Genomic DNA, 24,880 nt, shown 5'->3' with positions numbered 1-24,880 from the left:
CGGCCTTGGGGGAAATAATCAATTCGATGATTGTTGCTTGAAGCCTGCGGGGCGGCAACGCACAATCGCTGCGTGCTGAATGAATTCACCCCCTTCGACATCGAGCGCGACGGCGTGGCGCTGCATGGCCGTATCGGCGGCCGAGGCCCCGCGCTGCTGCTGCTGCACGGCCATCCGCAGACCCACGCCATCTGGCACCGCGTGGCCCCGGCCTTGGCAGAGCGCTTTACCGTGGTGCTGATGGACCTGCGTGGCTACGGCGATTCGGGTCGGCCTGCTTCCGATGCGGAGCACCGGGTCTACAGCAAGCGCGAGATGGCGCACGACGCGATCGCGGTGATGCGGCATCACGGCTTCGAGCGCTTCCAGGTGCTGGCCCACGACCGGGGGGCGCGGGTTGCGCATCGCCTCGCCGCCGACCATCCGCAGTCGGTGACACGCATGCTGCTGCTCGACATCGCACCCACGCTGGCGATGTACAAGAACACGTCGGAAGCGTTTGCGCGCGCCTATTGGCACTGGTTCTTCCTCATTCAACCCCCGCCGCTGCCGGAGGCGCTGCTGGCCTCGGACCCCTCGCGCTATGTGCGCAGCGTCATGGGCGGCCGGCATGCGGGCCTGGCGCCGTTCGCGCCCGAAGCGCTGGCCGAATACGAACGTTGCGCGGCACTGCCCGGCACGGCCGAGGCGATCTGCGAGGACTACCGAGCGTCCGCCGGCATCGACCTGGTGCACGATCGCGAGGACATCGCAGCGGGTCGCCGGTTGGCGCAGCCGTTGCGGGTGCTGTGGGGCGCGCACGGCGTGGTGGGCAAATGCTTCGACGTGCTGGCGCTGTGGCGTGAGCGGGCCGACGACGTGTCGGGCGGCACGGTACCGTGCGGCCACTACATTCCCGAAGAGGCGCCGGACGATGTCGTGCGCGAAGCCTTCTCCTTCTTCCAATCCTGAGACAAAACCTTCCAAGGACTTTCCCATGAGCACCCATCGCATCGCAGTCATCGCCGGCGACGGCATCGGCAAGGAGACCATGCCCGAGGGCCTGCGGGTGCTCGATGCTGCGGCGCGCAAGTTCGGCATCGACCTGGCCTTCGACCACTTCGACTTCTCGAGCTGGGACTACTGCGAGAAGCACGGCAAGATGCTGCCCGACAACTGGAAGGACCAGATCGGCGGCCACGACGCGATCTATTTCGGCGCCGTCGGCTGGCCCGAGAAGATCCCCGACCACATCTCGCTGTGGGGTTCGCTGCTGCTGTTCCGCCGCGAGTTCGACCAGTACATCAACCTGCGTCCGGCGCGGCTGATGCCCGGCATCGTCGCGCCCGTGGTCCGCCGCGACGGCACGCCCCGCGAACCGGGCGAGATCGACATGTACATCGTGCGCGAGAACACCGAGGGCGAATACTCGAGCATCGGCGGCCGCATGTACGAGGGCACGCCGCGCGAAATCGTCGTGCAGGAAACCGTGATGTCGCGCATCGGCGTGGACCGTGTGCTGAAGTTCGCCTTCGAGCTTGCGCAGTCGCGGCCGAAGAAGCATCTGACGAGCGCGACGAAGTCGAACGGCATCTCGATCACCATGCCGTACTGGGACGAGCGTGTCGTCGCCATGGCGAAGAACTACCCCGGCATCACGTTGGACAAGTTCCACATCGACATCCTGACCGCGCACTTCGTGCAACGGCCCGACTTCTTCGACGTGGTGGTGGCGAGCAACCTGTTCGGCGACATCCTGTCGGACCTCGGCCCGGCCTGCACCGGCACGATCGGCATCGCACCGAGCGCCAACCTCAACCCCGAGCGCACCACGCCGTCGCTGTTCGAGCCGGTCCATGGTTCGGCGCCCGACATCGCGGGGCAGGGCATCGCGAACCCGATCGGCCAGATCTGGTGCGGCGCGATGATGCTGGAGTTCCTCGGCCACAAGGACGCGCACGATGCGATCCTCGCGGCGATCGAAAAGGTGCTGGCGCCCCAACGCGGCGCACCGCGCACACGCGACATCGGCGGCACGGCGAGCACCGCCGACCTGGGTCTTGCGGTCGCGCAAGCGCTTTGAAAACCAGTTCACGAAACCCCTCTAGAATCGCCGTCCCCGCGGGGCCGCGCGGCCGTGTGACTTATTGACACCCCGTAGCCCTGTGGTTGTAATCCTCGTTGGCAGTTTGCTGCCGACGCGTCAGCTCTGCCTCCATCCGCATGCCGAAGGTTCCGTCGTGGGGCCGGCCACCGCATCTGACGACCGATCCACTTTTCCTTTGAGGGGCCCTTGTGAACAAGACCGAACTGATTGAGCACATCGCAAAAAACGCCGACATCTCCAAAGCCGCCGCCACGCGCGCACTCGAGTCCACCATCGGCGCCATTCGTACCACGCTCAAGAAGGGCAACTCCGTGTCGCTCGTCGGTTTCGGGACTTTCGCAGTGGGCAAACGTGCGGCGCGCACCGGTCGCAATCCGCGCACCGGCGACGCGATTAAAATCAAGGCCGCCAAGATTCCGAAGTTCCGTCCCGGCAAGGCGCTCAAAGACGCGCTGAACTGAGACACGACTTCCCCGGGGGTGCTTAGCTCAGCTGGTAGAGCGGCGCCCTTACAAGGCGTAGGTCGGGGGTTCGAACCCCTCAGCACCCACCACCCGGCAAAAAGGCGAACACGAGTTCGCCTTTTTTGTTTTGCCTTCGGCAACGTCACACTGAGAGCGTTCAAGCATGTTTGAGTTCTTCCGCAAGTACAACAAGTTCGTCATGGGCGCCTTGTTCGTGCTGATCATTCCGTCCTTCGTCCTGTTCGGCGTCGACCGCTACCAGGGCAACGAAAAGGGCGAGAAGGTCGCTCGCGTCGACGGCCACGACATCACGCGTCCGGAGTGGGACCAGCAGCATCGCAACGAGGTCGATCGCATTCGCCGCCAGGCACCGAACGTCGACCCGGCCCTGCTCGATTCGGACGCCGCGCGCTACGCGACGCTCGAACGCATGGTGCGCGACCGCGTGCTCGCCGTCGCTGCCGCCAAGGCGAACATGACCGTGTCGGAAGAACGGCTCACGCGCCTGTTCGCCGAGGATGCCAGCCTGGCATCGTTCCGCACGCCCGACGGCAAGTTCGACCGCGATCGTTTCATGATGGCCACCGGCCAGACGCCCGAACAGTACGAAGCCGCTGTGCGCTCCGGCATGGCCACGCAACAGGTGATGCTCGGCGTCTCCGGCACCGCGTTCGCGACGCCGGCACAAGCCCAGGCCACGCTGAACGCGTTCTTCGATCGGCGAGAGGTGCAGGTCGCACGCTTCAATCCGGCGGACTTCAACGCCAAGGTCGCGGTGAGCGATGCGGACATCGACAGCTACTACACGAGCCACGCGGCCCAGTTTCAGGCGCCTGAGCAGGCCAGCATCGAATACCTGGTGCTCGACCTGGATGCTGCGAAGAAGAACGTCACGGTGAGCGATGCGGACCTCAAGAGCTATTACGAGCAGAACAGCGCGCGCTTCGGGACGCCGGAAGAGCGCCGTGCGAGTCACATCCTGATCACGGCACCGGCCAGTGCATCGAAGGGCGATCGCGACGCGGCCCGCGCCAAGGCCGAGAAGCTGTTGGCCGACGTGAAGAAGGCGCCGGCCGCCTTCGCCGAGGTGGCCCGAAAGAACTCGCAGGACCCGGGCTCGGCAGAGAAGGGCGGCGACCTCGACTTCGTGGCGCGCGGTGCCATGGTCAAGCCGTTCGAAGACGCCATGTTCGCATTGAAGAAGGGCGAGATCAGCAACGTCGTCGAGACCGAGTTCGGCTATCACATCATCCGCTTGGACGACATCAAGCCGGCCGTTCTGCAACCTTTCGAGCAGGCGCGCGCCGCCATCGAAAACGAGGTGCGCGGCCAGCAGGCCACGCAGGAATTCGCCAAGGCGGCGGAGGCATTCACCGATGCTGTGTACCAGCAGCCGGACAGTCTGCAGCCGGCCGCCGACAAGTTGAAGCTCACCCTCCGCAAGGCCAGCGGCGTGGCCCGCACGCCGGCGCCGGGCGCCGCGGGTGCGCTGGCCAGCGCCAATTTTCTGAAGGCGCTGTTCGCGCCGGACACGCTGGAGCGCAAGCACAACACGGAGGCCATCGAGATCGGCCCCAACCAACTGGCGTCCGGTCGTGTGGTCCAGTATTCGCCGGCCCGCACGACGCCGCTGACCGAGGTCAAGGACAAGGTGCGGGCACAGTTGGTGGCGGAACGTGCCGCGGCGCTCGCCAAGACCGAAGGCGAAACCAAACTGGCCGCCTGGCGCACCAGCCCGGTCGGGGCCGCGTTGGGCGCACCGGTCACGGTGTCGCGCATCGATCCGCAAGCGCAGCCGCAGCCGGTGGTGGAAGCCGCCCTGCGCGCCGATGCGACGCAGCTGCCGTTGCTGACGGGCGTCGATCTCGGCACCGACGGCTATGCCGTGGTGCGCGTGGTCAAGAGCCTGGGCCGCGCCGCCGCGCCCGCGGATGCCGCCAAGCAGGAAAACGAGCAGTTCGCCCAGGCGGTCGCGGCGGCCGAGAACGCCGCCTACTACAACGTGCTGAAGCAACGATTCAAGGCCGAGATCCTGGTGCCGCGTCCGGAGCTGAATCCCCTGGCCGTGCGCTGATTTCTGACGCTATAATCGACGGCTCTGCGGTGGCTGTAGCTCAGCTGGTAGAGTCCCAGATTGTGATTCTGGTCGTCGTGGGTTCGAGTCCCATCAGCCACCCCAAAACGCTTGTATAAAAAGCGCCCGTTGTAAGACGGGCGCTTTTTTTTGTTTCCGGGCTTTGTTGCTATTGCATTCTGAATTAGAATTTTTTCCTTTCCAATCCGACCTGGGACGCTCAATGGCCTCTACCCTCGCTGACATCAATTCGCAGATCAAAAAGAACGAAGAGCACATTGCACAATTGCGCAAGCAAGCGGAAGAACTGCGCAATCATGAACGCGCAGGCGTGATCGAGGAAGTCCGTCAAAAGATTGCGGAATTCGGTTTGACCGCCGCGGATCTCAAGCTGTCCACCCGCACGCCGGGCAAGCGCAGCATGAGCGCCGCGCCCGCCAAGGCGGCCAAGTACCGGGGTCCAGCAGGAGAAACCTGGTCCGGCGGCCGAGGACGCAAGCCACGATGGGTGACGGAAGCACTGGCAGCCGGGAAGTCGTTGTCGGACTACGAGATCAAGTAAGCGGATTGCGGCGACGCCAAGTCGCCCGTCCAAGGAAAAGGCCCGCAGATGCGGGCCTTTCTTTTTGCGCGCGTGGCTTCAGTTGACCATGACCAGCTTGCCCTTGACGCCGCGCGATCCCATGTGGGCGTAGGCTGCTTTCAATTCGGCCATGGGCATCGTGCGGTCGATCACCGGTTTGATCTTCCCCTGGGCATACCAGTGCGCCAATTCCTCCATCATTTGGGCATTCGCCTTCGGCTCGCGCTTGGCGAAGTCGCCCCAGAACACGCCGACCAGCGAGGCGCCTTTGAGCAGCGCCAGATTGAGCGGCAGCGACGGAATACCGCCGCCTGCGAATCCCACCACCAGATAGCGGCCGCGCCATGCAATGGAACGGAAGGCCGGCTCCGCGAAGTCGCCACCCACCGGGTCGTAAATGACATCGGGCCCTTTGCCGCCGGTGGCTTCCTTGATCGCGTCACGAAAACCGGTCGGCAATGCATGCCGGCTGTAGTTGATGCTCCGATCGGCGCCGAGCGATTCGCACAGTGCGCATTTCTCGTCGGTCGATGTCGCGGCAATGACGGTCGCACCGGCGGCCTTCGCGATCTGGATCGCCGCGGTACCCACCCCACCGGCTGCACCCAGCACCAGTACGGTTTCGCCCGCCTTCAGTTGCGCGCGGTCGATCAGGGCATGCCAGGATGTCCCGTAGGTCATGATGAATGCCGCTGCGTCGACGGGGTCGAAGCCCTCCGGCAAAGGCATGCACAGCGCAGCCGGCGCCACGACATGGGTCGCGAAACCACCGGTGCCCGACAGGCAGGCCACGCTCTGTCCGGGCTTCAGGTGTGTGACATCGTCGCCGACGGCTTGCACCACGCCGGCGTATTCGGAGCCTGGCACGAAGGGCAGCGCAGGCTTCATCTGGTACTTGTTCTGGACGATGAGCAGGTCGGGGAAGTTCAGGCTGGCGGCCTGGATTTCGATGAGCACCTGTCCGCGCCCGGGCGTGGGCGTGGGCAGCTCTTTCCAGTTCAGCGCGTCGACGCCGGTCGGGTTTTCGCAAAGCCAAGCGTGCATGCGGATGTCTCCTTCGATAGGTCGCTCAGACGGGGGATGCGGGCCATGATAGGGTGCCCGGAGCGGGGTTCTTGTCCCTGCGGCGACCGGCCCGACGCCTACAATCGCGCGCACTCCCAGACGCCATGAAGATACTCATTTCCAACGACGACGGCTTCCAGGCGCCCGGCATCGTCGCCCTGCACGATGCACTCAAGGACCTCGCCGATGTCGAGGTCATCGCCCCGGAGCACAACAACAGCGCCAAGTCGAACGCGCTGACCTTGGCCGCACCGCTGTACGTTCACCAGGCCCACAACGGCTTCCGCTACGTCACCGGAACGCCGGCCGACTGCGTGCACATCGCGCTCAAGGGCGTGCTCGGCTACAAGCCCGACCTGGTTGTGTCGGGGATCAACAACGGCGCCAACATGGGCGACGACACCATCTATTCCGGGACGGTTGGTGCGGCGATGGAGGCCTACCTTTTCGGCGTTCCGGCCATCGCCTTCTCGCAGATCGAGAAGGGCTGGGCACATGTCGATGCGGCGGCGCGCGTGGCGCGCCGCCTGGTCGAACGCATCGAGCGCGAGCGCATGCTCGAAGGGCCGGCGTGGCTGCTGAACGTCAACATTCCGAACCGGCCTTTCGACGAGCTCAAACCCATCAAGGTCTGTCGTCTGGGCCGCCGGCATGCGGCGGAGAAGGTCATCACCCAGGAAAGCCCGCGCGGCGAGACCATGTACTGGATCGCCGGTGCCGGTGGCGCCAAGGACAGCGGCGAAGGCACCGACTTTCATGCCACGGCCGAGGGGCACGTGGCGCTCACGCCCTTGCAGATCGACCTGACGGACCATGCAAATCTGGGCCAATGGCGCGACACCGTGACGCGGTTGCTGCGGTGATCGCATGCCGAGCGACGGGCGGCGAGCGCGCGCGCTGATGTCCGCCAAGCCACCTTCCAGACCGGGCTTCCCGGTGCGACTGACGCCGACCGCATCGGCCGCAACGCGCGGGCGGCAGCCGGCCGTGCCGGTGCGGCCGCTGGTGCCCACCACGCCGTCGATGGCCTCCGACGCGGTGCGCGCGCGCATGGTGCAGCGCCTGGCGGCGCAAGGCGTCGCCGACACGCGCGTACTGCGCGCCATGGGTGCGGTGGAGCGACATCGCTTCGTCGACAGCGCACTGGTCAACCAGGCCTACGAAGACACCAGCTTGCCGATCGGCCTGGGGCAGACGATCTCGAAGCCGAACGTCGTGGCCCGGATGATCGAACTCCTGCTGGGCGCCCCCGCGCTTGTGGGCAAGCCCAACGAGCGGCTCGGCCGCGTGCTGGAAGTCGGCACCGGCTGCGGCTACCAAGCCACGGTACTGAGCCATGTGGCGACCGAGGTCTACAGCATCGAACGGCTGCGTGGTCTGCACGAGCGTGCACGGACCAACCTGCGGCCGTTTCGGCTCGCGACGGTGCACCTGATACTCGGCGACGGCATGGTGGGTTATGCCAAGGGTGCGCCCTATGCCGGAATCATCGCCGCCGCCGGTGGCGAGGCTGTGCCGGAGGCCTGGGTGGAGCAATTGGCCGTCGGCGGACGCATCGTCGCGCCGACCCACGCTGCCGGCGGCGGTCAGGCGCTGGTCGTGATCGATAAAACCGTCACAGGACTGCAGCGTCGCATTCTTGAAGCGGTACATTTTGTCCCCCTAAAATCGGGGATTGCTTGAAGGACGAACACATGCAGGGTTTTGGCGATCGGCGCTGGTTGGCTGGTTTGATGGTGGCGTCGACGCTCGTGATTGCGGGATGCGCCACGCCGAGCGGTCCTGCGCCGGTCGAAGACCGCGGCACGATGACACGTGCGAACGGCACCGCCGCCCCGGTGCCCGGGGTGCCGCTCGTTACCACCGATGCCTCGGGCAAGCCCTTGCCGGGGATCGAAAACTACGGCAAGCCCGGCTACTACGCGGTGCGGCCCGGTGACACCATCCGGCGCATCGCGAACGAAACCGGCCAGACCTGGCAGAACATCGCGCGCTGGAACAATCTCGACAACCCGGACCTGATCGAAGTCGGGCAGGTGTTGCGAGTCATTGCGCCGGGTGGCACGGCGGTCGCGACCGCGCCTGCAACGGTCGAAGGCAATGGTGTCGTCACGCGGCCGGTGGCGCCGCAGCCGACCATCGCACCGGCCGCACCGGCCGCGCCGGTGGCTGCCGCCAGCGCCCCCGCCAAGCCGGCGGCGCCGCCCGCTGCAGCCTCGGGCGACGAGGACCTCGGCTGGATCTGGCCGGCGCACGGCTCGCTCATTGCTGGCTTCGACGAAGCCAAGAACAAGGGCCTGGACATCAGCGGCAAGGCGGGCGACTCCGTCCTCGCCGCGGCGGACGGGCGCGTGGTGTATGCAGGTGCCGGACTGCGCGGTTACGGCAACCTCATCATCCTGAAGCACAACAACACCTACCTCACCGCCTATGCGCACAACCAGGCGCTGCTGGTGAAGGAAGACCAGTCGGTCCAGAAGGGCCAGAAGATCGCGGAAATGGGCAACAGCGACGCCGATCGCGTGAAGCTTCATTTCGAGATTCGCCGCCAAGGCAAGCCGGTCGACCCGGCGCGCTATCTGCCCTCGCGGCAGTAGCGCCTGCATTCCCTGCGATGGCGGCGCGCCTGATGCGCGCCGCGTGGCATCGGCCGCCTGAGACAATCCCCCATGACCGAAACGACAGAAAAAGGTGGCGTCGCCACCGATGCCCGCGATGAATGGCTGACCGTCGAGTCGCTCGACCTCGACGCGCAAGGCGTGGCCCACAAGGCCGATGGCATGGTGGTGTTCATCGAAGGCGCCTTGCCCTTCGAGGAGGTGCAATTCACCCAGCACCGCAAGAAGAACAACTGGGCCCAGGGCACGGTGAGTGCAATCCGCCGCGAATCGTCGCAGCGCGTGCGCCCCGGCTGCCCTCACTTCGGGTTGCACACCGGCGCCTGCGGCGGCTGCAAGATGCAGCACCTCGATGCGGCCGCGCAGGTCGCGGTCAAGCAGCGCGCGCTGGAAGACAACCTGTGGCATCTCGGCAAGGTGAAGCCCGAAAACATGCTTCGACCCCTGGAAGGGCCGGCCTGGCACTATCGCTATCGGGCGCGGTTGTCGGTGCGCCACGTGGTGAAGAAGGGCACGGTGCTGATCGGCTTTCATGAGCGCAAGAGCCGCTACCTGGCCGACATGGAGGTCTGTCCCGTGCTGCCGGCCGTGGTGAGCGCCATGCTGATGCCCTTGCGTGCGCTCATCGGTTCGCTCGATGCCCACGACACCTGTCCGCAGATCGAACTGGCCTGCGGCGATGCGCCGAACGGCACGGGCCTGGGCGTGATCGCGCTGGTGCTGCGTCATCTCGCGCCCTTGTCGCCGGATGATCTGCAGCGTCTGCGCGATTTCGCGTCGCTGAATCCGGGTGTGCAGTGGTGGTTGCAGCCCAAGGGGCCGGACACCGTTCAGCGGCTGGACACGGGTGGCCCCGAGCTGTCCTATGCCTTGCCCGAATTCGGCGTGACGATGCCCTTCAAGCCGACGGACTTCACCCAGGTCAATCCGCACATCAACCGCGTGTTGGTCGGGCGCGCGTTGCGCCTGCTCGACGTGCAGGGCGACGAGCGCGTGATCGACTGGTTCTGCGGCCTGGGCAACTTCACGCTGCCGCTGGCCACGCGCGCGCGCGAAGTGCTGGGCATCGAGGGCAGCGACACCTTGGTCGATCGCGCCACCGACAATTTCGAACGCAACCGCCCGGCCGTGTCGCCGCGCGGCGCGCTGGCGCCCACGCGCTTCGTGGCGCGCAACCTGTTCGACATGACGCCGGAGATGCTGGTGGCCGACGGCGTCGCCGACAAGTGGCTGGTCGACCCGCCGCGCGAGGGCGCCTTTGCGCTGGCGAAGGCACTGGCCGATCTGCATCAGCAAGAAGGCGGCTTGCCGTCGGGGTGGACGGCGCCTCGGCGCATCGTCTACGTGAGCTGCAATCCGTCGACCCTGGCGCGCGATGCGGGTCTGCTGGTGCACCAGGCGGGTTACCGGTGCACGGCGGCCGGCGTGGTCAACATGTTCCCGCACACGGCGCACGTCGAGTCGATCGCTGTCTTCGAGCGCCCATGAAAAAGGCCCCGACGGGGCCTTGTCTCTTCAGCGTGCTGACTGTCAGTCGCGCTCGCCGCCGAAGATCCCGAGCAGGGCCAGCAAGCTCTGGAAGACGTTGAACAGATCCAGGTACAGGGCCAGCGTCGCGCTGATGTAATTGGTTTCGCCGCCGTCGATGATCTGCTTCAGGTCGTACAGCATGTAGGCCGAGAAGATCGCGATCGCCGCCACCGAGATCGCCATCATGCCGGCGCTGGAGCCGACGAACACATTGATGAGCGCACCCACCATCAGCACCATGGCGCCGACGAAGAGCCACTTGCCCATGCTCGACAGGTCGCGCTTGATGAAGGTGGCGAGCGACGCCATGGCGAAGAACACGCCGGCGGTGCCGCCGAAGGCGATCATGATGAGGTCGGCGCCGTTCTTGAAGCCGAGCACCATCGCGATCAGCCGCGACAGCATCAGGCCCATGAAAAAGGTGAAGGCGAGCAGCACCGGCACGCCGGCGGCGGAGTTCTTGGTCTTCTCGATCGCAAACATGAAGCCGAAGGCGCCGCCCAGGAAAACGATCAGCCCAAGGCCGCCCGTCAGCGAGCGTGTGATGCCGGTGGAAACGCCCATCCAGGCGCCCAGCACGGTCGGCAGCAGGCTCAGGGCCAACAGCCAGTACGTGTTGCGCAAGACACGCTGCCGGTCGGCCTGAGGCACCGTCTGGCCGTAGCCGACGGCAGTATCGAGGGTGTTGACGCGGTCGTTCATGGCAGGGACTCCTGAGTTGGCTGCAGAGCAGGTCGACCCATATTCTAGGACGGCGGGGCCCGGATTCGTGACAAAAACCGCATGTCCCTGTTCACGCATTCGGAGCCGGCTGCCCAGAGGCTCAGGCTATGCTTGCAGTTTTTCAACCCCCAGTCATGCCATGAAGACCAAGTCCTTTCTCGAACTCGCCGATGTCAAGGCCATTGCGGCGGCTGCCGAGGCCGAAGCGTTGAAAAACAACTGGGCCGTGACCATCGCGATCTCGGACGACGGCGGCAACCTGCTCTGGCTCCAGCGCTTGGATGGCGCTGCAGCGCTGTCCTCGCACATCGCGCCGGCCAAGGCGCACACCGCCGCCATGGGCCGCCGGGAAAGCAAGGGCTACGAAGACATCATCAACGGTGGCCGCACCGCTTTCCTGACGGTGCCTGCGGTTCATGGTCTGCTCGAGGGGGGCGTCCCCATCGTCAAGGACGGACAGGTGATCGGTGCGGTCGGGGTCAGCGGCGTGAAGTCGAACGAAGACGCGCAAATTGCCAAGGCCGGCATCGCAGCGCTCGGCCTCTGAGACGCATCCGACTCAAAAGCAAAACGCCGACCCAAGGTCGGCGTTTTCATTGGAGCGGTGTCAAGGTGGAAAAAAAGCTTGGCTAGTCGGCGAACCGATGGCTAGCAAAAAACGACCCTTCGGAGAGTGATCTCCTCGAGTCGCCCCACGATGAAACTTGCGCGAGGGGCGGGCCGATTCCTACTTGGTGAGGATCAGCTTGCCGAGTTTGGTGGCCTGCAGGCGATAGAGCGAGCCGTTGTGCATGATGCCCACGGTCTTGCTGCCGCGCAGCAGGTCGGTGCTTTCGACCAGGGGTACCGGCCGATTGGTCTGGGGGGCGAGCATCCCGCTGCCCGACTGGTCGAGCGATGGGTGGCTCAGGACGGAGAACGCGTTGGGAGTGGCTTGCATCTGGAGTTCCTCTTGTCGAACGATGACTGAATGATAATGATTCGCAATAAAAAAGCAATCATCGCGATCGATTTATTTTTCAGACCTCCAACGGCTTACTTGGCGCTGTCCGGCTCGGTGATGAAGCCGATCTTGCGCACACCGGCTTCGCGCGCGGCGGACATGGCTTGCGCGACGCGCTCGTAGCGCACCGCCTTGTCGCCACGAATATGCAGCTCGGGCTGCGGCGTCTTCGTCGCTTCCGCGGCCAGGAGCGTTTTCAGTGCGCTGTCCTCGATCTTGTTCTCGTTCCAGTAGTAGCTGCCGTCCGCCGCCACGGTGAACAGGATGTTCTGCGGTTTCGTCTGCTCGGGCTCACTGGTCGCCTGGGGCAGGTCGATGTTCACCGCGTGCTTCATCACCGGCACGGTGATGATGAAGATGATGAGCAGCACCAGCATGACGTCGACCAGCGGCGTCATGTTGATCTCGTTCATCACTTCATCGGGTTCGTCTTGGGTTCCGAAAGCCATCTCATGCCTCCCGATGAGCCGCCTCTAGGGAGGCATGCGCTCCCTTGGCAGGCAGCGAACAAATGTGAGCTTGGGGGCACATGTCTTCAGCCCTTCTTGAGCGGAACGATCGTGGCGTCGGTCGACTGGACGCGGGCACCGGTCACGAAGTAGGCGTGCAGGTCGTGCGCAAAGCTGTTGAGCTTGGTCAGGACGAACTTGTTGCCCCGCACCAGCGCGTTGTAGCCCAGCACCGCCGGAATCGCGACGGCCAGGCCGAGCGCCGTCATGATCAGCGCTTCGCCGATGGGGCCCGCCACCTTGTCGATGGTGGCCTGACCGGCCGAGCCGATGCTCATCAGCGCGTGATAGATGCCCCACACAGTGCCGAAGAGCCCGATGAAGGGCGCGGTCGAACCCACCGATGCCAGGATCGCCAGGCCTGATTGCAGCCGCGCGGTGAACTCGTCGATGCCATTGCGCAGTGCGCGCGTGATCCAGTCGCTCACGTCCAGCGCGTCATGCAGATGCGCCTTGGTGTTGCGATGGTGGGCGGCGGCTTCCCGGCCCTCCAGGGCCAGGCCCCGAAACGGGTTGCTCTCGTCCTTGCCCAGCTTGTTCAAGGCGGTCGCGAAGTCCTCGCTGTGCCAGAAGTCCTGCGAATGCTTGGCCAGGCGCTTGTACTTGATGACGTCGAGTGCCTTGATGAAGATGACGATCCAGGACGCCAGCGACATGCCGATCAGCAGCAGTGCGACGGCCTTGGTGACGAAGTCGCCCTGACTCCAGACGTTCATCAGGCCAAAGTGGGAATCCATACGAAACTGCTCCAGAAAAATTAGTTGAGAACCCAGTTGATCGGTACGTTGAACTCCATCGGTTCAACCACGCCATTGCGTTTGCCCGGCACGTAGCGCCAGCTCATGACGGCGGCGCGGGCTGCTTCATCGAGGCGTTCGTAGCCGCTCGATTGCCGAATGCTCGCGCTCTGCGGCAGGCCATCCACGCCGATCAGCACCCGGACGATCGTCTTGCCCTGTTCGCCGAGCCGCTTGCTCATGGCGGGGTACACCGGTTTCGGGTTGTTGAGGTAGTCGGCGTTGGAGGACGGCAATTGCACTGCCGGCGGGGCCGGGGGGGCGGGTGGCGGCGAGGGCGGTGTCGGCGGTGCGGGAGGCGCCGGTGCTGCCAGCGGCGGCGCGGGCGGCTGCGGTTCGATCACGCCCTTGGGCGCGTCGGGTGCCGGCGCGGGGGTGCGAATGGCCATCGGGCGCGGCGGAGGCGGCGCCTTGATTTCCTTCGGGCGTGGCGCTGGTGGCGGGGGAGGCGGTTCCTTGGGCTTGGGCGGATCGATGAACTCGCTCAGGATCTCCACCGGAATCACGATGTCGGCGGCTTTTCGGATCAGTCCGCTCTGCAGCGCCCACAAGGCGGCGACGTGGAAGAGCACGACGCCGCCGGCGATGACGGCATTGCGCGAAAGTCCCAGCACAGTGGGACGGGACGAAGAAAAGCGGTCGGACACGAAATCACCCATCGATCAGGGCATGCACCTGGCACACCCTACTGCAGCACAACCGCTGTCTATTTGCGAAAAATCCACCAGACCGAGCCGGCCACGAAAATCAAGCTGCCCGCGAGTGCCGAGACGAGTTCCATGCGCTGCTTTCCTGAATGGAAGTGGCAAGCTGAATGACCCGGCCCCCATCGCCGTGGTTCAGCGCCGCAACGGGGTGCGAGGCGCTGCATTGCGCAACGACGTCGCGCGCACAGCCCTCGCATTGGCCACATTGCGTTGCCACTCCCAGTTCGAACTGCACCTCGTCGAAGGTCATGCCGGCGCGCGCATGGCGCGCGATTTCCCGGTCGGACACTCGACGGCAGACGCAAACGATCATGGTGGTGAAGGCGCTTTGGCTGGCTGTTGAAAGATGTCCAATTATAAATACGAATTTGTCGCATTTGCAATCACTATCCCTCGTGGCAGCAGGGGCGGCAGATGGCCCCGTCGGCTCAGAGTTCGTCGGTCATGCGCGCCACCTGCCGAGGAAGGGCGCCGGCGCCAGCGTCACATCGATCGACACCGATCGCACCGGATCATCCATGTCGCAAAAAAACGGGACCGAGGTCCCGTTGGCGATCTGTCACTGATGCATGCCCGCCACTATTCGAGTTCGCCCATCTGCGACTGCAGGTAGTTCTGGATGCCGACCTTGCCGAGCAGGTCGATCTGGGTCTCGAGAAAATCGATGTGCTCCTCGGTGTCGTCCAGGATCTTCTGCAACAGGTCGCGCGAGACATAGTCGCGAACCGTCTCGCAATGCGCGATGCCGGCTTTGATCGTCGCCTGTGCGCCGTACTCCGCCTTGAGGTCACAGCCCAGGAGCTCCGGCACGTCTTCACCGACGTTCAGCTTGGCCAGGTCTTGCAGGTTGGGCAGGCCGTCGAGCATGAAGATGCGGTCCATCAGCCAGTCGGCGTGCTTCATCTCACCGATCGACTCCTCGTATTCCTTCTTCGCGAGCTTGTCCAGGCCCCAGTGCTTCAGCATGCGGTAGTGCAGGAAGTACTGGTTGATCGCGGTCAGCTCGTTCTTGAGCTGCGCCTGGAGATGTTCGATGACTTGAGGGTCGCCCTTCATGGTGTTTTCCTTGTTCTGTAAACAGCAATTGTCCGTGTCCGCCGCAGGGGCACGCAAGCAATCCCATGCGCAGCCGGTCTGCATGCGTGTGAGGGTGATAGGCGTTCGTGTTCAGCGCCTGGCGACGTCTTTGGATCCATAGGTCAGACCGATGCAATCGATAGCTCAACACTATTAAAAATCTAATTTTGGTAGCTATACTCATGGCTCACCCATTTCTTCATCTGCACCTCCAAGGAAGCACCATGACCCTGATCAACACCCAAGTCCAACCGTTCAAGACCCAGGCCTATCTCAACGGCAAGTTCATCGAGGTTTCCGACGAGACGCTCAAGGGCAAATGGTCCGTGCTCATCTTCATGCCGGCTGCGTTCACCTTCAACTGCCCGACCGAAGTCGAAGACGCGGCCGACAACTATCCCGAATTCCAGAAGCTGGGTGCCGAGGTCTACATCGTGACCACCGACACCCACTTCTCCCACAAGGTGTGGCATGACACCTCGCCTGCCGTCGGCAAGGCCAAGTTCCCGCTGGTGGGTGATCCGACCCACACGCTGACCAACGCCTTTGGCGTGCACATCCCGGAAGAGGGTCTGGCGCTGCGCGGTACCTTCGTGATCAACCCCGACGGCATGATCAAGACCGCCGAAGTGCACTCCAACGAGATCGCTCGCGACGTGAAGGAAACCCTGCGCAAGCTCAAGGCCGCGCAGTACACCGCAGCGCATCCCAACGAAGTCTGCCCGGCCAAGTGGAATGATGGCGACAAGACGATCGCGCCGTCGTTCGACCTCGTCGGCAAGATCTAAGCGCCTCGCGCCAGAAGGCCCGGGCGCTCATGAGGCCCCGGGTCTTTTTATCCCTGATTGATAGTTTTTGAATATCGAAAGTGAGTCCGCCATGCTCGACGCAGCCACCAAAGCCCAACTGAAGAGTTACCTCGAACGTGCCACCCAGCCGATCGAGATCGTCGCGTCGCTCGACGACAGCCAGGCCTCGGGCGAACTGCTGTCGCTGCTGAAGGACGTCGCCGAGTCGTCGCCGCTGGTCAAGCTGACAGAAAGTCGCGACGACAACCATCGCAAGCCCTCGTTCTCGGTCAATCGCCCGAGCGAGAACCATGGCCCGCGCTTCGCCGGCCTGCCGATGGGCCATGAATTCACGTCGCTGATCCTCGCTCTGCTGCAGATCGGCGGCTATCCCCCCAAGGTCGAGCAGGAAGTGCTCGAGCAGATCCGTGCGCTCGATGGTGACTTCGAGTTCGAGATCTACGTCTCGCTGACCTGCCATAACTGCCCGGACGTCGTGCAGGCGTTGAACCTGATGGCGGTGCAGAACCCACGCATCCGCACGACCATGATCGAAGGCGGCACCTTCCAGGAGGAGGTGAAGGAGCGCCAGATCATGGCCGTCCCCACCGTGTTCCTCAACGGCACGGAGTTCGGCCAAGGCCGCATGAGCCTCGAAGAGATCCTCGCCAAGATCGACACCAGTGGTGTCGAGCGCGAAGCCAAGAAGATCGCCGCCAAGGACCCCTTCGACGTGTTGATCGTCGGTGGTGGCCCGGCGGGCGCTGCGGCTGCCGTGTATGCGGCCCGCAAGGGCATCCGCACCGGCATCGCATCGGAGCGCTTCGGCGGTCAGGTGCTCGACACCCTGGGCATCGAGAATTTCATCTCGGTCAAGGAAACCGAGGGGCCGAAGTTCGCCCTGGCGCTCGAAGAACATGTGCGCACCTATGACGTGGACATCATGAATTTGCAGCGTGCCGCGGCGCTGGTGCCGGGCGACGGCTACGTCGAAGTCAAACTGGAAAGCGGCGCCTCGCTGAAGAGCCGCACCGTGATCGTTTCGACCGGTGCACGCTGGCGCAACATCAACGTGCCCGGTGAGCACGAATACAAGAACAAGGGCGTGGCCTACTGCCCGCACTGCGACGGTCCGCTGTTCAAGGGCAAGCGGGTGGCGGTCATCGGCGGCGGGAATTCCGGCGTCGAAGCAGCCATCGATCTCGCGGGCATCGTGGGCCAGGTGACGCTGATCGAATTTGACACGCAACTGCGTGCCGATGCGGTGCTGCAGCGCAAGCTCCAGAGCCTGCCGAACGTGACGATCCACGCCAACGCGCAGACGACCGAAATCACGGGCGACGGCCAGAAGGTCAATGGCCTGGTCTACAAGGACCGCGCGACCGGCGAAAGCCGGACCGTGCCGCTTGAAGGCGTCTTCATCCAGATCGGCCTGGTGCCCAACACCGACTGGCTCAAGGGCACGGTCGAGTTGTCGAAGCACGGCGAGATCATGGTCGACGCCAGGGGCCAGACCTCGGTGCCGGGCGTGTTCGCCGCAGGCGATGCGACGACCGTGCCCTTCAAGCAGATCATCATTGCGGCGGGCGATGGTGCGAAAGCGGCCCTCAGCGCTTTCGACCACCTGATTCGCACGCCGGCACCGGCCGAGCAGAAGAAGGACGCCGTCGCTGTTGCTTGAGATATGTGGTGAAAATGAGAATGATTCGCATATAATTCGCGGCCCGGACATTCCGTCCGGCCACCGCCAGCCAGACGGAAGCGCCTTCACTGCGCGGGTCCAGCGAGCAGCCAACCAACTGTTCGCTGGACTCCCCCCCATGGCACCACACGCCTTCGATTTCCGTCTTTCCACCCTTTCCTGTCTCATCGCGCTCGGCTTCGGCATGGTCGTGCCGGCTGTTGCCCAGCCAACGAGCGAATTCCGAACCGCCGCACTCGGCGAAGTGGTGGTGAGCGGGTCCAGAAGCGAGCAGAAGAAGGACGACCTCGCCGCCAGCGTCGAAGTGATCGACCGCGACACCATCGAGTCGCAACAGATCCACGACATCCGCGATGCGGTGCGGGACCTGCCGAACGTGTCGGTCAAGCGCGCGCCTGCGCGCTTCGGCCTGGCGGCGGGGAACACCGGGCGCGACGGAAACTCGGGCTTCAACGTCCGCGGCCTCGACGGCAACCGGGTGCTGCTGCTGACCGACGGCATCCGCACGCCGCGCAGCTACGTCTTCAGCGCCAACGCCTTCGGGCGCGACTACTTCGACATCGGGCTGGTCGAACGCATCGAGATCATCAAGGGGCCGGCGTCTGCGCTGTACGGCTCCGACGGGCTGGCCGGCCTGGTGAACTTCATCACCCGCGAGCCCGCCTCCTTCCTGCGCGACGGCAAGACCTTCGGCGGCAGTGCCAGCGTGGGCTACAGCGGTGACGACAACGGCTGGCACACCGGCGTGACGCTCGCCGGCAAGCCCAGCGAGACGGTGCAGTGGCTGCTGTCCGCCAACGTGAACCGTGGGCATGCGCTGGAGAACATGGGCGAGAACAACGCGGCCAACATCGACCGCACCACGCCCAACCCCGAGCGCGGCCGCGGCAATTCGCTGCTCGGCAAGGTCATCGTCACGCCGAATGCCGACCAGCGTCACAGCCTGACGTTCGAGCATGTCGAGAAGACGTCGCGCTACGACCTGCTGTCCGGCATCGCCAAGCCGCCCTACGCCGCCGCTTCGGTCATCGGCCTCGACGCGAAGACCGACCAGGAGCGCAACCGTCTGACCTACGACGGCCGCGTCCGCGTGAACTCGGCGCTGGCCGACAACCTGCAGGCGGTGGTGAGCTACCAGAAGGCCGATTCGCGCGAGTACATCGCCGAAGACCGCTTCACCTCCGCCGACCGTATCCGCGACGTCACCTATGACGAGAACACGCTGCAGCTTGGCCTGCAGGCCGACAAGACGATCCAGATGGGCGCCTGGGCGCAGCGCATCACCTACGGCGTCGACTACACGCTCGCGAAGATCGAGAACCTGCAGACCGGCCTGGTGCCGCCGGCCGGCGAGACCTATCCGCTCAAGCGCTTCCCCGACACCAAGGAGCGCACCAGCGCCCTCTATGTGCAGGACGAGTTCATCCACGACCGCTGGAGCATCACGCCCGGCGTGCGCATCGACCATTTCTCCATCGATGCCGATCAGACCGGATTCAACGCGACGGCCGTGTCGCTGTCGGATTCGGCGGTGTCGCCCAAGCTCGGCGTGCTGTTCCGCGCGGCACCGCAATGGAGTGTGTACGGCAACTACGCGGCCGGCTTCAAGGCGCCCAATGCCTTCCAGGTCAACAACTTCTTCGAGAACGTGACCTCGGGCTACAAGACCATTCCGAACCCGGACCTGAAGCCGGAGAAGAGCCAGAACTTCGAACTGGGCGTGCGCGGCCGCACCGGCATCCTCCACTTCGACGTGGCCGCCTTCACCGGCAACTACAAGGACCTGATCGAGAACGATCGGCTGGTCGGCGGCCGCGGCATCCCGCGCATCGACCCGCTGATCTACCAGTCCGTCAACATCGGCAAGGCGCGCATCAGCGGCTTCGAAGTCAAGGGTGAACTCGACTGGACGACCCGCGGCACCGGCTTCTCGCTGCCCTTCGCCTACGGCCAGACGCGCGGCCGCGACCGCACGATGGACGTGCCGCTCAACTCGGTCGATCCGCAAAAGCTCTACGTCGGGCTCAAGTACCAGGCCCCCGCATGGAGCCTGCGTGCCGACGTCGTCCATCATTCGGCGAAAAAGGGCTCGGACGTCGACAACACCGAAATCGTGGCAGCCACGCGGGTGGCGAACGCCACCCAGTTCGTCACGCCCTCGGCGACCACGCTGGACCTGAGCGCGCAATGGCGCATCCGCAAGGACCTGCGCCTGAACGTCGCGATGGTCAACGCCACCGACAAGAAGTACTGGATGTGGAGCGACGTGCGCGGCGTGGCGCAAAACTCCAACCTGGTCGATGCCTACACCCAGCCGGGCCGACACTTCAACGTGTCGCTGGTGGCTGATTTCTGATCCGAAACGCGAGAAGAACCCGATGAAGAACACCCCGATGCGCAATGAAGAGATCCGCAGTCAGTTCGCAACCCTGCGTGCCCAGAGTCGGCGCCACAAGGACGCCGCCGAGACCATGGGTCTGAGCGAGGGCGCGGCCATCGCGGCGCACGCGGGGGACCACGCGCAGGCGTTGCGTGCCACGCCGCTGCGCGGACCCTGGCTCGAGCTGCTGCAGTCGCTGGAGCTGTGCGGCCCGCTGCTCGCGCTCACGCGCAACACCTCGACCGTGCACGAGAAGACGGGCGTCTATCAGAAGCTGTCGGGCTCCGGCCATGTCGCGCTGGCGCTGGGCGAGGACATCGACCTGCGCCTCTTCCTCGGCCAGTGGCATGCCGGCTTCGCGGTGAGCGAGGCGGCGGCCAACGCCGATCAGCTGCCGTCGTTGAGCCTGCAGTTCTACGACGTGCACGGTGTCGCCGTGCACAAGGTCTTCGCGCGCGACGCCACCGACCGCGGCGCACTGCAGTCGGTCATCGACGCGCACGCCGATGGCTCGCTGACGCCGCTCTTCATGCCGGCCGCACCAAAAAAGGCGCCGCGCGAGGATGCCGCTATCGATGCCGACGGCCTGCGCACCGCCTGGGCGGCCATGCAGGACACGCATGAGTTCTTCGGGCTGCTCAATCGTTTCGAGGTCGAGCGCCAGCAGAGCTTTCGCCTGACCGAAGGGCGCTTCACACAACGCGCGGCGTCGTCGGCGCTGCGGGCGCTGCTGCACGACGCGGCTTTCGAAGGCGTGCCGATCATGGTGTTCGTCGGCAGCCCGGGCTGTATCCAGATCCACACCGGTCCGGTGGTGCGCATCGAGCCGATGGAAATGCGCGGCATGCAATGGCTCAATGTGCTGGACCCCGGCTTCAACCTCCACCTGCGCGAAGACCTGATCGACGCGGTGTGGATCGTGGAGAAACCCACCAGCGACGGCGTCGTCACCTCGGTCGAGGCCTTCGACCGCGAGGGCGGCCTGATGGCGATGTTCTTCGGTGCGCGCAAGCCCGGCGCGCCCGAGCGCGAGGACTGGCGTGCGCTGGTGCGCAAGCTGGAGCGCGTGGGCGTCGCGGCATGAAACCGGGTCGTGAGCCCCTCATGGCCTTTGGCTCTCTTTCCGGCACGAACCGTCGCGATGCGATGCGTTTCCTTGCGGCTTCGTTCGGCGCATTCGCGCTTCCTGCCACCGCGCAAGCCAAGACCCCGCGCCTGGTCACGGTCAGCGGTGCGATCACCGAGGTGGTCTATGCGCTCGGCGCCGAGGCGCAACTGGTCGGCACCGACACCACCAGCCTCTATCCGCCCGCCGCGCTACAAACGGCCAAGGTCGGCTACATGCGCCAGTTGTCGGCCGAAGGCCTGCTGTCGCTGAAGCCCGATGCGGTGATCGCCACCAACGAATCGGGTCCGCCCGTGGTGCTCGAGCAGGTCCGCAGCGCCGGCGTGAAGCTCGAACTCATCGAGGCCGACCACAGCTGGGCCGAGGTGCAGCGCAAGGTGCAGGCCGTCGGCCGTGCCGCATCGCGCGAGGCACAGGCGCGTGAACTGCAGGCCAGGCTGGATGCCGAATGGGCCCAGGTGCAGCAGCGCGTTGCCGCCGCGACCGGGCGCAAGCCGCGCGTGCTCTTCGTGCTCTCGCACAGTGCGAGCCCGCAGGTGTCGGGCGAGAAGACCGCTGCACATGCGGTGATCGGCTTTGCCGGCGGTCTCAACTGCCTGAGTGGCTTCCAGGGCTACCGGCCGATGACGGCCGAGGCCATGGCCAGCGCCGCGCCAGAGCTGATCCTCACCACCCGCCAGAGCATCGAGGCGCACGGCGGCGTCGACAAGTTCTGGCAGCGCCCCGAGTTGGCGCTGACGCCGGCCTACGCGAAGCGGGCGCTCATCGCGCACGACGCCGTGCGCCTGCTCGGTTTCGGGCCGCGCCTGCCCGGCATGATCGGCGACTTGCACGCGCAGTTCCGGTCCGCATGAGCGCGCGCTGGCCTGCGCGGGCGGTGCTCGGAACGGGCGCCGCGCTGCTGGCGCTGGTGCTGGTCGTGGCGGCGTCGTCCGGTGCCTATGCGATCAGCACGTCGCAGTTGCTCGGCGTGTTCCGCGACGTCTGGTTGGGCACGGCGCAGCCGTCACCCGAACACCTCGTCTTCGTGAACATCCGCCTGCCGCGGCTGCTGCTCGGCCTGGTGGCCGGTGCGGGTCTGGGCATGGCGGGCACGCTGATGCAGGGACTGTTCCGCAACCCGCTGGCCGACCCGGGGCTGATCGGTATCAGCAGCGGCGCCGCGCTGGCGGCGGGTGTGACGATCGTGCTGGGTGCCGCGTTCTTCCCCCTGCTGCCGCGCGCGCTGGGCAGCTGGACGCTGGTGTCGATGGCCTTCGGCGGCGGGTTCGCCGTGACGCTGCTGATCTACGGCCTCTCGCAGAGCGAGGGCGGCACGCGCATGGCGCTGATGCTGCTGGCCGGCATCGCGATCAACGCGCTGGCCGGTTCGGGCCTGGGCTTTCTGAGCGTGATTGCGACCGACGAGCAGTTGCGCAGCCTGCAGTTCTGGCTGCTCGGCAGCCTCGGCGGTGCCCGCTGGAGCGCGGTCGCGCTGGTCGGCGGCATCGTGCTGATCGCGCTCGGGGCGGGCATGACGCTGGCGCGTCCGCTCAACGCCATCGCGCTGGGCGAGGCGCAGGCGGCGCTGCTGGGCGTGGATGTCGAGCGCGTCAAGCGCCGTGCCATCTGGGTCACCGCGTTCGCGGTCGGCGCCGTGACGGCGACCACCGGAATCATCGGCTTCGTCGGCCTCATCGCGCCGCACTGGGTGCGCCTGCTGGCAGGGCCCGACCACCGCATCGTGCTGCCGGGTTCCGCGCTGCTCGGCGCGGTGCTGGTGCTGGCCGCCGACACCGTGGCGCGCACGGTCATGGCGCCGACCGAGTTGCCGCTCGGCGTGCTGACCGCGGCCATCGGCGTGCCGATGTTCCTGCTGATGCTGCGGCACTTCAGGGGGCGGCTGTGACGCTCGAGTGCATCGACGTGCGCGTCGTGGTCGGCGCCAAGGCGCTGCTGCCACCGACCACCGCCCGCTTTGCGCCCGGGCGTGTGACGGCCATCCTCGGCCCCAACGGCGCGGGGAAGTCGACGTTGCTGTCGCTGCTGGGCGGGCAGCGCACCCCGACCGAGGGCCGGGTGCTGCTCGACGGCCAGCCGATCGCTGCGCACGGCGCGCCCGCGCTGGCGTTGCGTCGGGCGCTGATGCCGCAGGAAAGCGCGGTGGCCTTCGAGTTCAGTGCCGAAGAGATCGTGGCGTTGGGCCGCTATCCGCACCGGCGTGCACCCTCCAACGACGAGGACGCGATCATCGCCGCCGCGATGGCGCTGACCGATGTGACCGCGCTCGCACCGCGCGTGCTCAACACGCTGTCCGGCGGCGAGAAGGCGCGGGTGCATCTGGCACGTTCCCTGGCGCAGCTGTGGGCGCCGCGGCCCGACGGCACCGTGCGCTGGCTGCTGCTCGACGAGCCGACCGCGGCGCTCGACCTGGCGCACCAGCACGCGGCGATGCGTCTGCTGCGGGAGCGGGCCGGGCAGGGCGTCGGCGTGGTCGCGGTGCTGCACGACCTGAACCTGGCGCGCCGCTATGCCGACGAGGTGCTGGTGCTCGATGGCGCTGGTGCCGTGCACGCAGGCCCCGCGGCCGAGGTGTTGCTGCCGGCGCTGATCGAGCGGGTGTGGGCGATGCCGTGCCAGCCGGTGGAGGCGGCCGACGGGACGGCGCAGTTCCTGTTCGGCTGAGAACGCGTTCCGAGCGCGAGAGCTCAGTAGGTCAGCCGTTGCGGCTGCAGCTCCTGCAGGATGGTCGTCGCGATCTCTTCGATCGACTTGGTGGTGGTGCTGAGCCAGCGGATGCCGGCGCGGCGCATCATCGCTTCGGCCTCGCTCACCTCGTGGCGGCAATTCTCGAGGCTGGCATAGCGCGAATTGGGCCGGCGTTCGTTGCGGATTTCGCTCAGGCGCTCGGGCAGGATGCTGAGGCCGAAGATCTTCTTCCGATGGGGCAGGAGGGCGGGCGGAAGTTGCAGTCGCTCGAAGTCCTCCGGAATCAACGGGTAGTTCGCCGCTTTCAGGCCGTGCTGCATGGCCAGGTACAGCGAGGTCGGCGTCTTGCCGCTGCGGCTGACGCCGACCAGGATCACATCGGCGCCTTGAAGGTCGCGGTTGCTTTGGCCGTCGTCGTGTTGCAGGCTGAAGTCGATCGCCGCGATGCGGTCGTTGTATTCCTTGCTCTTGCTGACGTCGCTGAAGCGACCGATGCGGTGATTCGACTTCATCGCCAGCTCGATTTCGAGCGGCCGCACGAAGGTGCCGAACATGTCGAGCAGCATGCCCTTGCAGCCGGTTTCGATCACTTCCAGCACGTCCATGTTGGCCAGCGTGGTGAAGACGATCGGTCGCCGACCCTCGATCTCGGCCGTGTGGTTGATCTGCCGAACCGCCTGGTGGGCCTTGTCCACGGTGTCGGTGAAGGGCAGTCGGATGTGGCGCGGCTTGATCTCGAACTGCGCCAGAACGGCGTTGCCGAAGGTTTCTGCGGTGATCCCGGTGCCGTCGGAGACGAAGAAAACGGAGCGTGTGGTCATGGTTTGGCGGTTTTGTCCTTCGGCACGACCGGCGGGGGCGCGCCTACAATCCGGCCCATTATCGAGATTCTGGCTTGTGTTTCTGCCTTTACAAACCGCATTTCTCACACCCCGAATTTCTCCATGCCCACCGCGCCCG

General features: G+C 65.5%; 26 protein-coding genes and 2 tRNA genes. 19 read left to right on the top strand and 9 right to left on the bottom strand.

Annotation, left to right across the window (positions count from 1 at the left end):
• Positions 1 to 75 precede the first annotated feature (75 nt).
• The 7 genes from ACSFBE_RS09910 to ACSFBE_RS09880 all read left to right on the top strand — a co-directional run bounded on the left by ACSFBE_RS09910 (position 76) and on the right by ACSFBE_RS09880 (position 5,186).
• Complete coding sequence (locus ACSFBE_RS09910) at positions 76 to 951, top strand: alpha/beta fold hydrolase (protein WP_435490386.1); 876 nt, start codon at positions 76 to 78, stop codon at positions 949 to 951.
• Positions 952 to 976: 25 nt separating this feature from the next.
• A complete protein-coding gene (locus ACSFBE_RS09905; protein WP_435490203.1) occupies positions 977 to 2,062 on the top strand; it encodes a tartrate dehydrogenase in 1,086 nt (361 codons plus the stop codon).
• A 212-nt stretch (positions 2,063 to 2,274) separates the two neighbouring features.
• Positions 2,275 to 2,547 carry an HU family DNA-binding protein gene (locus tag ACSFBE_RS09900; RefSeq protein WP_140842779.1) on the top strand — a complete coding sequence of 91 codons (273 nt, stop codon included), beginning with the start codon at positions 2,275 to 2,277 and terminating at the stop codon, positions 2,545 to 2,547.
• A 16-nt stretch (positions 2,548 to 2,563) separates the two neighbouring features.
• Positions 2,564 to 2,639: transfer RNA gene (locus ACSFBE_RS09895), tRNA-Val, on the top strand.
• Between the two features lie 74 nt (positions 2,640 to 2,713).
• Positions 2,714 to 4,624 carry a SurA N-terminal domain-containing protein gene (locus ACSFBE_RS09890; RefSeq protein WP_435490202.1) on the top strand — a complete coding sequence of 637 codons (1,911 nt, stop codon included), beginning with the start codon at positions 2,714 to 2,716 and terminating at the stop codon, positions 4,622 to 4,624.
• Between the two features lie 29 nt (positions 4,625 to 4,653).
• Positions 4,654 to 4,729, top strand: a tRNA-His gene (locus ACSFBE_RS09885).
• A 118-nt stretch (positions 4,730 to 4,847) separates the two neighbouring features.
• On the top strand, positions 4,848 to 5,186 hold the full coding sequence (locus tag ACSFBE_RS09880) for an H-NS histone family protein (protein WP_435490201.1): 339 nt from the start codon (positions 4,848 to 4,850) through the stop codon (positions 5,184 to 5,186).
• Positions 5,187 to 5,264: 78 nt separating this feature from the next.
• Here the strand turns inward: ACSFBE_RS09880 and ACSFBE_RS09875 are convergent, their stop codons facing one another.
• Positions 5,265 to 6,251: an NADPH:quinone oxidoreductase family protein gene (locus tag ACSFBE_RS09875; protein ID WP_435490200.1), complete on the bottom strand. Its 987-nt coding sequence runs from the start codon at positions 6,249 to 6,251 to the stop codon at positions 5,265 to 5,267.
• 125 nt (positions 6,252 to 6,376) lie between these two features.
• On the opposite strand from ACSFBE_RS09875, the gene surE reads away from it, so the two are divergent.
• The 4 genes from surE (at position 6,377) to rlmD (ending at position 10,378) form a co-directional block, all read left to right on the top strand.
• Entirely contained in the window at positions 6,377 to 7,135 is a 759-nt protein-coding gene (gene surE, locus ACSFBE_RS09870; protein WP_435490199.1) for a 5'/3'-nucleotidase SurE, read from the top strand.
• Positions 7,136 to 7,172: 37 nt separating this feature from the next.
• Positions 7,173 to 7,955, top strand: a complete 783-nt coding sequence (locus tag ACSFBE_RS09865; RefSeq protein ID WP_435490198.1) for a protein-L-isoaspartate(D-aspartate) O-methyltransferase — start codon at positions 7,173 to 7,175, stop codon at positions 7,953 to 7,955.
• An 11-nt stretch (positions 7,956 to 7,966) separates the two neighbouring features.
• Complete coding sequence (locus tag ACSFBE_RS09860) at positions 7,967 to 8,869, top strand: peptidoglycan DD-metalloendopeptidase family protein (protein ID WP_435490197.1); 903 nt, start codon at positions 7,967 to 7,969, stop codon at positions 8,867 to 8,869.
• Between the two features lie 72 nt (positions 8,870 to 8,941).
• A complete protein-coding gene (rlmD, locus tag ACSFBE_RS09855) occupies positions 8,942 to 10,378 on the top strand; it encodes a 23S rRNA (uracil(1939)-C(5))-methyltransferase RlmD (protein WP_435490196.1) in 1,437 nt (478 codons plus the stop codon).
• A gap of 42 nt (positions 10,379 to 10,420) precedes the next feature.
• On the opposite strand, the gene ACSFBE_RS09850 is transcribed toward rlmD, so the two are convergent.
• Positions 10,421 to 11,122: a Bax inhibitor-1/YccA family protein gene (locus ACSFBE_RS09850; protein ID WP_435490195.1), complete on the bottom strand. Its 702-nt coding sequence runs from the start codon at positions 11,120 to 11,122 to the stop codon at positions 10,421 to 10,423.
• A gap of 160 nt (positions 11,123 to 11,282) precedes the next feature.
• Between ACSFBE_RS09850 and ACSFBE_RS09845 the strand changes: the two genes are divergently transcribed.
• Complete coding sequence (locus ACSFBE_RS09845; protein WP_435490194.1) at positions 11,283 to 11,690, top strand: GlcG/HbpS family heme-binding protein; 408 nt, start codon at positions 11,283 to 11,285, stop codon at positions 11,688 to 11,690.
• 180 nt (positions 11,691 to 11,870) lie between these two features.
• Here the strand turns inward: ACSFBE_RS09845 and hemP are convergent, their stop codons facing one another.
• From hemP to bfr, 6 genes are all read right to left on the bottom strand, one after another.
• Positions 11,871 to 12,083 carry a hemin uptake protein HemP gene (hemP, locus tag ACSFBE_RS09840; RefSeq protein WP_435490193.1) on the bottom strand — a complete coding sequence of 71 codons (213 nt, stop codon included), beginning with the start codon at positions 12,081 to 12,083 and terminating at the stop codon, positions 11,871 to 11,873.
• Between the two features lie 95 nt (positions 12,084 to 12,178).
• Positions 12,179 to 12,595 (bottom strand): ExbD/TolR family protein, encoded by a 417-nt coding sequence (locus tag ACSFBE_RS09835; protein WP_435490192.1) that lies wholly within the window; start codon positions 12,593 to 12,595, stop codon positions 12,179 to 12,181.
• A gap of 86 nt (positions 12,596 to 12,681) precedes the next feature.
• Positions 12,682 to 13,392: a MotA/TolQ/ExbB proton channel family protein gene (locus ACSFBE_RS09830; RefSeq protein WP_435490191.1), complete on the bottom strand. Its 711-nt coding sequence runs from the start codon at positions 13,390 to 13,392 to the stop codon at positions 12,682 to 12,684.
• A gap of 20 nt (positions 13,393 to 13,412) precedes the next feature.
• The gene (locus ACSFBE_RS09825) at positions 13,413 to 14,111 is read right to left on the bottom strand and encodes an energy transducer TonB (protein WP_435490190.1); all 699 of its coding nucleotides are present in this window, start codon (positions 14,109 to 14,111) and stop codon (positions 13,413 to 13,415) included.
• Positions 14,112 to 14,199: 88 nt separating this feature from the next.
• Complete coding sequence (locus tag ACSFBE_RS09820) at positions 14,200 to 14,472, bottom strand: (2Fe-2S)-binding protein (RefSeq protein ID WP_435490189.1); 273 nt, start codon at positions 14,470 to 14,472, stop codon at positions 14,200 to 14,202.
• A gap of 266 nt (positions 14,473 to 14,738) precedes the next feature.
• Entirely contained in the window at positions 14,739 to 15,215 is a 477-nt protein-coding gene (gene bfr, locus ACSFBE_RS09815) for a bacterioferritin (protein WP_435490188.1), read from the bottom strand.
• A gap of 245 nt (positions 15,216 to 15,460) precedes the next feature.
• Between bfr and ahpC the strand changes: the two genes are divergently transcribed.
• The 7 genes from ahpC (at position 15,461) to ACSFBE_RS09780 (ending at position 23,896) form a co-directional block, all read left to right on the top strand.
• On the top strand, positions 15,461 to 16,024 hold the full coding sequence (ahpC, locus tag ACSFBE_RS09810) for an alkyl hydroperoxide reductase subunit C (protein WP_435490187.1): 564 nt from the start codon (positions 15,461 to 15,463) through the stop codon (positions 16,022 to 16,024).
• Positions 16,025 to 16,115: 91 nt separating this feature from the next.
• Positions 16,116 to 17,705, top strand: a complete 1,590-nt coding sequence (gene ahpF, locus ACSFBE_RS09805) for an alkyl hydroperoxide reductase subunit F (RefSeq protein WP_435490186.1) — start codon at positions 16,116 to 16,118, stop codon at positions 17,703 to 17,705.
• Positions 17,706 to 17,844: 139 nt separating this feature from the next.
• Positions 17,845 to 20,082 (top strand): TonB-dependent hemoglobin/transferrin/lactoferrin family receptor, encoded by a 2,238-nt coding sequence (locus tag ACSFBE_RS09800; RefSeq protein WP_435490185.1) that lies wholly within the window; start codon positions 17,845 to 17,847, stop codon positions 20,080 to 20,082.
• 22 nt (positions 20,083 to 20,104) lie between these two features.
• Positions 20,105 to 21,190 (top strand): hemin-degrading factor, encoded by a 1,086-nt coding sequence (locus ACSFBE_RS09795; RefSeq protein WP_435490184.1) that lies wholly within the window; start codon positions 20,105 to 20,107, stop codon positions 21,188 to 21,190.
• A 62-nt stretch (positions 21,191 to 21,252) separates the two neighbouring features.
• Positions 21,253 to 22,086, top strand: a complete 834-nt coding sequence (locus tag ACSFBE_RS09790; RefSeq protein ID WP_435490183.1) for a heme/hemin ABC transporter substrate-binding protein — start codon at positions 21,253 to 21,255, stop codon at positions 22,084 to 22,086.
• Positions 22,083 to 23,120: a FecCD family ABC transporter permease gene (locus tag ACSFBE_RS09785; protein ID WP_435490182.1), complete on the top strand. Its 1,038-nt coding sequence runs from the start codon at positions 22,083 to 22,085 to the stop codon at positions 23,118 to 23,120. The genes ACSFBE_RS09790 and ACSFBE_RS09785 overlap by 4 nt, the downstream gene beginning before the upstream one ends.
• Positions 23,117 to 23,896 (top strand): heme ABC transporter ATP-binding protein, encoded by a 780-nt coding sequence (locus ACSFBE_RS09780; RefSeq protein WP_435490181.1) that lies wholly within the window; start codon positions 23,117 to 23,119, stop codon positions 23,894 to 23,896. Before ACSFBE_RS09785 ends, ACSFBE_RS09780 begins: the two co-directional genes overlap by 4 nt.
• A 23-nt stretch (positions 23,897 to 23,919) precedes the next feature.
• Here ACSFBE_RS09780 and ppsR read toward each other — a convergent pair whose 3' ends face one another.
• Positions 23,920 to 24,741 carry a posphoenolpyruvate synthetase regulatory kinase/phosphorylase PpsR gene (gene ppsR / locus ACSFBE_RS09775; protein ID WP_435490180.1) on the bottom strand — a complete coding sequence of 274 codons (822 nt, stop codon included), beginning with the start codon at positions 24,739 to 24,741 and terminating at the stop codon, positions 23,920 to 23,922.
• Positions 24,742 to 24,880: the final 139 nt, after the last annotated feature.

It is taken from the genome of Variovorax sucrosi, from assembly GCF_051216635.1.
GTDB lineage: Bacteria > Pseudomonadota > Gammaproteobacteria > Burkholderiales > Burkholderiaceae_C > Variovorax.
This window is presented reverse-complemented; position numbering and strand designations above follow the sequence as displayed.